Origin of the sequence: Microbacterium sp. ISL-103 (assembly GCF_018613995.1) — a bacterium.
GTDB lineage: Bacteria > Actinomycetota > Actinomycetes > Actinomycetales > Microbacteriaceae > Microbacterium.
In genome coordinates, this window is the sequence record NZ_JAGGPD010000154.1 from 1 (window position 1) to 8,471 (window position 8,471).

Consider the following 8,471-nt stretch of genomic DNA (forward strand, 5'->3'; position numbering starts at 1 on the left):
TATCGTCGCGATGACATGCAGGAACTGGTCGATGCTGCGCACGGTCACCGCGTGCTTGCCGAAGAACGCTCGAGGGCTGTTCTCTTTCCGCGCCGCGGGTCCTGCGGGCTTCTCCCCGCCGTCCAATTCTGGTGGCGGGTAGAGCTTCTCATCGGACGATGCGTTGGCTGCGGCCCGGGCGGAGAAATCCAGTAGTGATGCCCACTGTCCGCCGGGTGCGATGCTCCTGCGCAGCACCTCATCCATGCGCTCGCGTACTTCGGCGAGTGCCGGGGAGCTTGCAATGATTCGGTCGCCCATCTCGTCAAGCTGTTCTCGAAGTGGATGGCGTTGAAGGATGCCGTGCATGAGGTCATCCATGGCCGGAGAGATCTTGCGGAGGATCTCAGCCGAGTCGCCCGAGTACATCTGGGAAGCTGCTCGCTCCGCGAAGCGGCGGATCTGCTGTTCCGTCTCAGGCGGCAGGACGATGTCGTCGGACTCCTCTGGATCTGGCACGTTCGTCATGCTACTGGTGCCTGCGGCTACTGGCGGATCTCGCCCTCAATCCAATTCCAGGAACGGAACGCCAGCCTCTTCGAGCTCGTTGTACAGATCGCGGACCTTCCGGCGAGAGACTCCATAGGTCGTATGGGTGAAGACGATGCGTTCCGCAGCGCGGGAGACACCCACGAAGAAGGTCATCGTGGATTCGATGGAGTTGTTGGCGTGCGACCACCACTGGTTGTCGTCGAGACCGACGATGAAGACCGTGTGATACTCGAGACCTTTGCTGCGATGGATGGTCATGAGGGGCACCGCGTCGTCCTGACGGAAAGCGCCCGCCACCTCGTTCCAGGCCGACGTCTCCTCCAGCACTGAGGCCAAACGAATCCCGATGGCGGTGAGCTTGGTGGTCACCTCGTCACGGTTCTCCGCGAACCGCCGCGAGCCGCTGAGTTCCTCCATACTGATGAAGCTCGTCACTCGTTCGAGAACGGCTGCCGCGAGTTCCATCGCGCCGGTAGTCGCAGGAAGCAGCTCGTTCGTCTCTCGGAACCACGTTCGCAGGTCGGTGAGGAACACGCTCAACCGGTCCTCCCACGAGTCCCGTCGATGCCGCGTCTGCTCGGGCAGCGCTTCCAGTGTGGAGGTCACGTTCATCCAGGCGTCGGGTTCACCACCGATGGACGCTCCGAGCCGTATCACGTCGATGAGGAGGGTCGTGAGCTCGTCGCTGAGAAGCTCTTGCAGCCGAATCACGCCAACGAGGAGGTCATCGTTGCGGACACGAAGGTCGTGTTCTTCGAACGCCGTCCGGAATCGCGGCTCCATCAAGGCGACCTGCTGGCGGGCAAGGATCGCGTAGTCGGATGCCGTCCGACCCGAGTCGTTCATGTCCTGCCGAATCCATTCACCGATCTTCGAGGCCTCGGTGTCCTCGTCTGTGAATGACCAGACCTGCGCGGGAGCGTCGCCCGTCTCGCTCAGTACGTGAGAGGTCTGCTTACTCGCCTTCGGGCTCAGGATCCTCGCGAACCGGTGCTGTAGCTCAACGAGCTCGGGCGAGGAGCGGTAGTTGGCTGTCAGGACGAAAGTTTCGGCAGCGAAGTCGACCTCGAACTCCGCGAACGCGTCGTCAAGCGCACCCGCCCAGCCCATGATGCGTTGGTTTCGGTCGCCGACGGCGGTGACCTGAGTGCCGGAACTTGCGAACACCTCTTTGAGAAACGAGTATTGCGCGAAGGTGGTGTCCTGAAATTCGTCCACGAACACGAACGGGTATGTCGCGGCCAGTGCCGTTCGTAGCTGCGGGCTCGAGCGGATGATGAGGTCGGCGAGTCGGTTCAGCATCACGAAGTCCACGGTCGCACGTGCGCGTCCGATGTAGTTCTGCGTCCACCATGCGTGCACGGCGTAGGCTTCCGCCGTCTGCGGGGACAGCAGATCGTCATCGAGAGAAGTTGCGCCGACGTGCCTGGCCAGGAAGTCGAATGCGGGAATGCTTCGGATGTCGTCTACGAGTTGCGGCGGCGCGGAGCCGGCGATGTCGTCGAGGAAGGCCTCGACCTCCTTCTTGTTGGAGTAGCTGATCTTGTATTCGTCGAGCGTCCACGGCGCCGGCAGTAGTGCGGAGAACCGGTCGACAATCATCTTCGTGAATGCGTCGAACGTCATCGAGGTGAACCGGGGTGCGTAGTCCGGCAACCGCTTCTGCACGCGGTCTCGAAGGTTCGACGCCGCAGACTTCTTGAAAGAGATCGCGAGGATCTCCTGCGGGTATGGGCAACGGCCGGTCTTGAACAGAAATCCTGCGCGTTGTGCAAGGAACTCCGATTTGCCCGAGCCTGGCCCCGCCGCGACGGACGCAGAACTTGCCTTCAGAGCCTCCCATGCCGCTTCTTCGAGATCGTCGATGCCTTCGCCGAGGGGTTCCCAGTCGTCCTCGCTCACCAACATCAGTCGCCGACCGCCTTGCCGATGCGGTCAAGCAGCTTTCCGAGGCCTCCGCCAAGTCCCTCGAGGTCAACTTCGGAGACTCTAGCGAGCGCTCGAAGGTGGCTGCTGGGCTTGGAGTTGGTCAGGAACAGGTACCGATACCAGCGAAGGTCGGGGATGCGCGCGGGGTCCTCCCAAAACGCGACGTCGGGGCGCACGTCCGCAGCGCCGAGGACAGCAGACTTCGGAATCGTCTTTGACATCGGTCCGCGCCCTCCGGGGACCTTGACGCGGTAGGCCTTCGGGAACGCTACAAGCAGGCGCATGTCCAGGTCGAGGGGAGCAGAAAAATAGACCCCGTACCTTCGGAGATGCGTGAGCCACGGTGCGATCTTCTGGATGGTGTCGAGACCCTTGAGATCATCAACTGACGTTGCCCCTCCGGGTGCTTCATCGAACGGGTCGTAGCCGATCTTCTCCAGTTCGTTGCACACGTCCTTCAGGCGATCTCCGCCACCGCCTGCCCGACCAAAGTCGAGGTCAAGGAGCGTCGCGTAAGGGATGCCAAGGCCGTCGAGGAGCTGCCAGAAGTAGTTGGTGTGACGCCCGCCCAGTGGGACGACGGCGACGAATGACTGGTCGATGTGGATGCCGCGGGCTGCGGCGAGGATGGGGAGAACGACGGACTCGGATTCTCCCTCGCCGAGGACCACGAATCGCGCGAAGTACAGCTCAGGGTAGGAACGTACCGCCTGACGCAGATACTTGCCCGCGTCGGTGTTTGGTGCGGGGAGGGGGACTTCCCGCACCTTTGTCGTCAGCTTCTTTCGACGCAGGCGGAAGTGGCGGATTTGCTCGGGTTCGATGCGGGACACGACGCTCGCCGAATGGCTGGAGATGATGGTCTGGGACCTGCCGCGCTCCGCGACATTCAGCAGCTGCTGAACGACACGGGACAGGAAGAAGGGAGAGAGGTTGTTCTCCGGCTCTTCGAGGATGAGCAGCGTGAGTACCGGTAGCGACGACGGTGTGAGGTCGAACGTGTCCGGATGCTTGCCGCCCACGATCTCCTGTTCAATGTCCAAAGTCGCCGCGGTCAGAGCGATATGCAGGAGCGAGCGTTGTCCGTCGCTGAGTTCCCCGGCCGAGCGGGTACGCCCGGTGGGGGACGGCTCGAACAGCATCTCTGCGTTGGAGACCATCACGCGTAGTTCACGGTTGATGGGTTCGAAGGTGGGGTTTGTATCCGACTTCAGATGGTGCAGTTGCTGCCACCGGTTCGTGATGGCTTCTGTGAAGGATTTCACGACCAGCTCGTCTTTGAACTTTGTGGAGAGCTCATCGGCGGCGGTGGTTAGGTGGTTCCGGAAAGTGTCGGACCACTGGCTTGCCCTCCAGAGCCTGCCGCGGAGGAAGCCCGTCACCTCCCGCGCGCCATCTCGGGTCGCGGGGACGTAGATGGCCTGAATCTTCTCGCGTGCTGCTTCATCGAAGCGAGCGGTGCGGCCTTCGACATCGTCCTCGAATGTGTAGACGATCTTCCGCTCGGTGCGAATCGTGCCGGAGGCGGGGCCTTCATCTGTCCACGTTGACTCCAACACGATGCGCAGCTTCAGTTGCCCGTTGTCGTCGGCGGTCATGTGTCGGAAGAACTCCGGTACCGTCTGCGCAGCATCCGAGTCGGGATCGTCCAGCTCGGGGAACGCGAAGACCGCTTCGATGCGCATCTCGCGTGAAACCGGTGCTTCCTCCTCATCGGCGGGAACGTGAAAGTCGGACAAGCGGATTGCGCGCTGCTCGGCAACGACACTGAAAAGGCGCAACATTGCTTGACTGGCCGCGGTCTTGCCCGTCGCGTTGCCGCCGAGGAATGCCGTGAGTTTCTCGTCGAACGAGATAGATGTTTGTGTCGACCCGAAGCTCTGAAAGTTGAGCAGCGTCAGTCGTTCAAGGAACATCGCGGGGTCCTTCTCGTTCGGTGCCGCTCTTACCCAAAATGCCAATATGCGACGGCGTCGTCGACACCTACCGTAGCTGTCAACGCTCGCGAACAAGGCCAAGCGAGGGTGGGTGAGGACCCTGTCTGGCGAGTCTTATCGCCATACCTTCTCCGCGGAGGGCCTCTCAGCCCAGGGTGAGCAACCCAGCTGTCGGAGAACGATGGGAGTGCAGGGCGCCGTCGAAGCCGTCGAGAGTACATTCGCCACGAACGTGCTGGAGATTCGCGCGGATGCCTCCTAGTCAGCGGCCCCATACCGGATAGATCATCTGGCAGAAATTGCTGCAGCCGCTATTGGCGCCCGTCATAGGATTCAGCTGTGCCATCTACGTTCTTCCTGCGAACCGACACCCGCTACTTCGCTGCTGCTCTCGCCGAAAACACGACGCACTCTGGAATCGACACTTTCGAGATGTCTCTTGGTCTCGCCACGGCCGGCAACAAGGGGGAACGGGCAAACCAGATCGTCGCGTTCATGTTCGGTGAGTCAGACACTGACGCTCTCGTGATCTCGATGCTGAACTACCTCTACGTAGAGAACCCGTATGCAGATACGACCATGAGGAGCCAGTCCTATCTGAACCTCAAGCAGTACGTTCTTGACCGCCGGGGGGTCGAGATGACGGACAACGGCTTCGCCCTCCCGGACGGTCGAGAGGCTGATGCCCGCGAGCGAATGGAACGTGAGCCCGCTGCGCGGCCCGACTCCGCGGACTCGCTGAGCGATATGTCATGGACGTCGCCCACATCGTCACCTTCCGAGCTACCGCGTCCAGNNCAGTGACGGTGGTAAGGCAGTTCCTCCAACATCTTGGGCTACACATGCTGACCTGGTCGGAAGCTGTGGCACTCACGGGGCAGACTCAGCCTCACACTTACGACATCGTGCGGGCGGGGATGGACGGCGCCGCCGCTATCGTGGTGATCTTTTCGCCCGATGACCTCGCCCGCGTCAAGGATGACTATTCCGAGGTGGGCGACGCAGATCGCGTTCCGACCGGGCAACCGAGACAGAATGTGCTCCTTGAAGCGGGGCTCGCGTTCGGGATCGGCCGCGAGCGAACCATATTCGTCAAGAGTGCATCGACACGCGACATCTCGGATATCGACGGGTTCAACTGGGTGAAGCTCAACGGCGCGTACGAGAGCCGACTCGACTTGAAGGGTCGTCTCCAGCGCGCGGGTGCAGCGGTGCGCGCCGGGGAGTACGATCTCGCCGATCCGATTGCTGGCCCATTCGCCGTCGTGGGCGGGACAGCCTAGAAGCAGGTCGGGCGATTCCGCCGGGGTGAATCAGGCCCTCGCGGGCGGAGTCGGGTGTTCCATGGATCGACTCTGTCGGCGCGAGACAACGGCGGTCGGTCCGCTGCTTGACTGTGCGCTACGTTGAGCGAGTGACCGAACAGACTGCGCAGCCCGGTTGGCATCCAGACCCATCAGGGCAGTTCGAACAGCGGTACTGGGATGGCGCCGCGTGGACGGATCATGTGTTCGCCGGCGGAGTGCAGTCCGTCGCTCCGTTGGCGCGAACCCGTGCCGAGGCCCGCGCGCTCACAGCACCGACCACTGTCGACCAGCGCCCTGAGCAGATTGCCACTCCTGCGGATTCGGCGGACCAGGTGTCCTCGTCTGTCCGCGCGCACAACCCGCTGTTCCTGGAGAACATCCCGCTCGTCGGTGCTCGAAAGCATGCCGAGAAGCTGCGCTCCGAGGTCGCGCGACTTCAAGGGCTCATCGACCAGTACGGGCTCCAGGACGTGGCCGCCCTCGATGACCTGAAGCGTCACCTGAACCAGGAAGTCGATGGCGTCCGGGGGCAGGTCGCCGCCGCTTCCGCGGAGCTGTCGTCTCGTCAGGCCGACATCGCGGCGACGGAGGCATCACTCCTCGACCTGCGTGGTGCCGTCGAGGTACAGGAACTTGGGCTCTATGACTATGAGCATCCCGCCGAAGACTCCGTCGCCCTGGCCACGCAGCTCGAAGCGCTGCGTGCAGACATCAAGACGGCCGTCCGCACCGGTCGCGCTACGCAGGCGACGAGCAACTTCACCTTCAACAACAGCTCGGCCAAGGGTGCGAAGTTCGTCCGCGACATGTCGAAGCTCATGCTCCGCTCCTACAACGCCGAAGCGGAGAACTGCGTCAAGGCGGTCCGGGCCGGGAACCTGGCCACCGCCCAGAAGCGCCTCACGACCGCGATGGAGCAGATCGCTCGTCTCGGCACCATGATTGACCTGCGCATCACGTCGTACTTTCATCAGCTTCGACTGCGGGAACTCGAACTCGCCAACCGGCATCTCCGCGCCGTCCAGGCGGAGAAGGAAGCTGAGCGTGCGCACCGCGAGGAACTCCGCGAGCAGCGCAAGGCGGAGAAGGAGCTCGCCGCCGAGAAGGCCAGGTTGGAGAAGGAGCGCGGCCACTACGCCAACACCATTGCTGCGCTCGAAGCCAACGGCGACCACGAAGGCGCCGAGCGTATGCGGGCGCGTCTTGCCGATGTCGAGCATGCCATCGAGAACGTCGACTACCGTGCGGCGAACATCCGCGCCGGGTACGTGTACGTCATCAGCAACGTCGGATCGGTCGGCCCCGATGTGGTGAAGATCGGGCTCACGCGCCGACTCGAACCCATGGACCGCGTGAACGAGCTCGGTGATGCGTCCGTGCCGTTCCGGTTCGATGTCCATGCCCTGTTCTTCGCGGACGACGCGGTGAGCATCGAAGCGATGCTCCACCAGCACTTCGCCGACCGACGCATCAACCAGATCAACCTGCGCCGTGAGTACTTCCGCACCACACCCACCGAGGTGCGAGAGGTGTTGAAGGCGCAGTCCGTCGAGCTGCTCGACTTCAAGCTGGAGCCCGTTGCAGAGGAGTACATGGCGACTCGGGCACTGCAAGCGAGATAGATCATGGAGCTCGCCGTATAGATCGCATTTAGGCTGGTCCCATGTTGCAGACGGTCGCGGTTCCAATCATCGACGGGCTCGCGATGTTTGAATTCGGCGTGATCTGTGAGGTATTCGGCGGTAAACGCGACGATCCGATAGTCCCGCATTTCGACTTCCGCGTGTGCGGCGTCGTGGCGGGCGCTGCGGTGTCCGCAGGTGCCGGAATCACTGTGACGGCGCCTTACGACTTCTCTTCGTTTGATGACGCTGACTTGATAGCCGTGCCTGCGGCCAGCATGCGTGAAGGGTACCCGCCGGAACTGCTACGGGCGCTCCGCCGAGCTTCGTCCCAGGGAAAGACGATTCTGAGTATTTGTTCGGGCGCGTTCATCCTGGGTGCGGCGGGGCTATTGGACGGGCGGGACTGCGTTACGCACTGGAAGTACATCGAAGCGCTGCGCGAGAAACATCCACGTGCGACGGTGCGAGATGACGCACTTTACGTCGAGGACGGCAATGTGGTCACGAGCGCTGGTACCGCAGCCGGTGTGGATGCGAGCCTGCACATCGTCAGGAAAGAGCTCGGTGCCGAGGTCGCCAACGTCCTTGCGCAGTACATGGTGGTGTCCCCACACCGAGAGGGGGACCAGCGCCAGTTCATTGAACGTCCCGTGCCGCGAGACGCGGGCGATGGGATCGCCCGCGTTCTGGAGTACATCGCTTCCGACTTGACGCGCTCGCACAGCATCGACGAACTGGCGCGCCATTCACATCTCTCGCGTCGCAGCTTCACTCGTCGATTCCAGGCAGAAGCGGGCACGACGCCCGCGCGTTGGCTCGCTTCGTTGCGGATGAGCGAAGCGCGGTTGCTGCTGGAGACGACAACGCTCGACGTGGAAGAGCTCGCCCGCGCGGTGGGGTACTCCTCCGGAGCAGCATTCCGGAAGACGTTCCGAGGCGTTCACGAGATGTCTCCTTCCGAGTACAGGGCAAGTCGATCCTGACGCAGGATGCACGCGCGTTCGCGTGTTGACGGCTCCACCGGGCCACATCCCAGTCGATTCGGGTCACCCGTACCCGTGGCCGTTCCGCGCGCCCGAAAACCGCGCCCATGTTTGGTGATGTGACCGGCATTCCGGTTGCACCGGATGACTTTGGTGGGT

General features: G+C 62.5%; 6 protein-coding genes. 3 read left to right on the forward strand and 3 right to left on the reverse strand.

Translation table 11 applies throughout. From position 1 onward, the window contains the following. The 3 genes from J7E68_RS06575 to J7E68_RS06585 all read right to left on the reverse strand — a co-directional run. A partial coding sequence (locus J7E68_RS06575; RefSeq protein WP_215171002.1) for a hypothetical protein occupies positions 1-408 on the reverse strand: 408 nt, incomplete at its 3' end. 135 nt (positions 409-543) lie between these two features. Beyond that, entirely contained in the window at positions 544-2,433 is a 1,890-nt protein-coding gene (locus tag J7E68_RS06580; RefSeq protein ID WP_215171004.1) for a UvrD-helicase domain-containing protein, read from the reverse strand. 5 nt (positions 2,434-2,438) lie between these two features. Beyond that, complete coding sequence (locus tag J7E68_RS06585; RefSeq protein WP_215171006.1) at positions 2,439-4,376, reverse strand: ATP-dependent endonuclease; 1,938 nt, start codon at positions 4,374-4,376, stop codon at positions 2,439-2,441. A gap of 773 nt (positions 4,377-5,149) precedes the next feature. Here J7E68_RS06585 and J7E68_RS06590 point away from each other — a divergent pair. From J7E68_RS06590 to J7E68_RS06600, 3 genes are all read left to right on the forward strand, one after another. Further along, entirely contained in the window at positions 5,150-5,680 is a 531-nt protein-coding gene (locus tag J7E68_RS06590; protein ID WP_285224903.1) for a TIR domain-containing protein, read from the forward strand. A 131-nt stretch (positions 5,681-5,811) separates the two neighbouring features. Beyond that, complete coding sequence (locus tag J7E68_RS06595) at positions 5,812-7,326, forward strand: DUF4041 domain-containing protein (protein ID WP_215171010.1); 1,515 nt, start codon at positions 5,812-5,814, stop codon at positions 7,324-7,326. Between the two features lie 41 nt (positions 7,327-7,367). After that, on the forward strand, positions 7,368-8,312 hold the full coding sequence (locus J7E68_RS06600) for a GlxA family transcriptional regulator (RefSeq protein ID WP_215171012.1): 945 nt from the start codon (positions 7,368-7,370) through the stop codon (positions 8,310-8,312). The last annotated feature ends 159 nt before the right edge of the window (positions 8,313-8,471 follow it).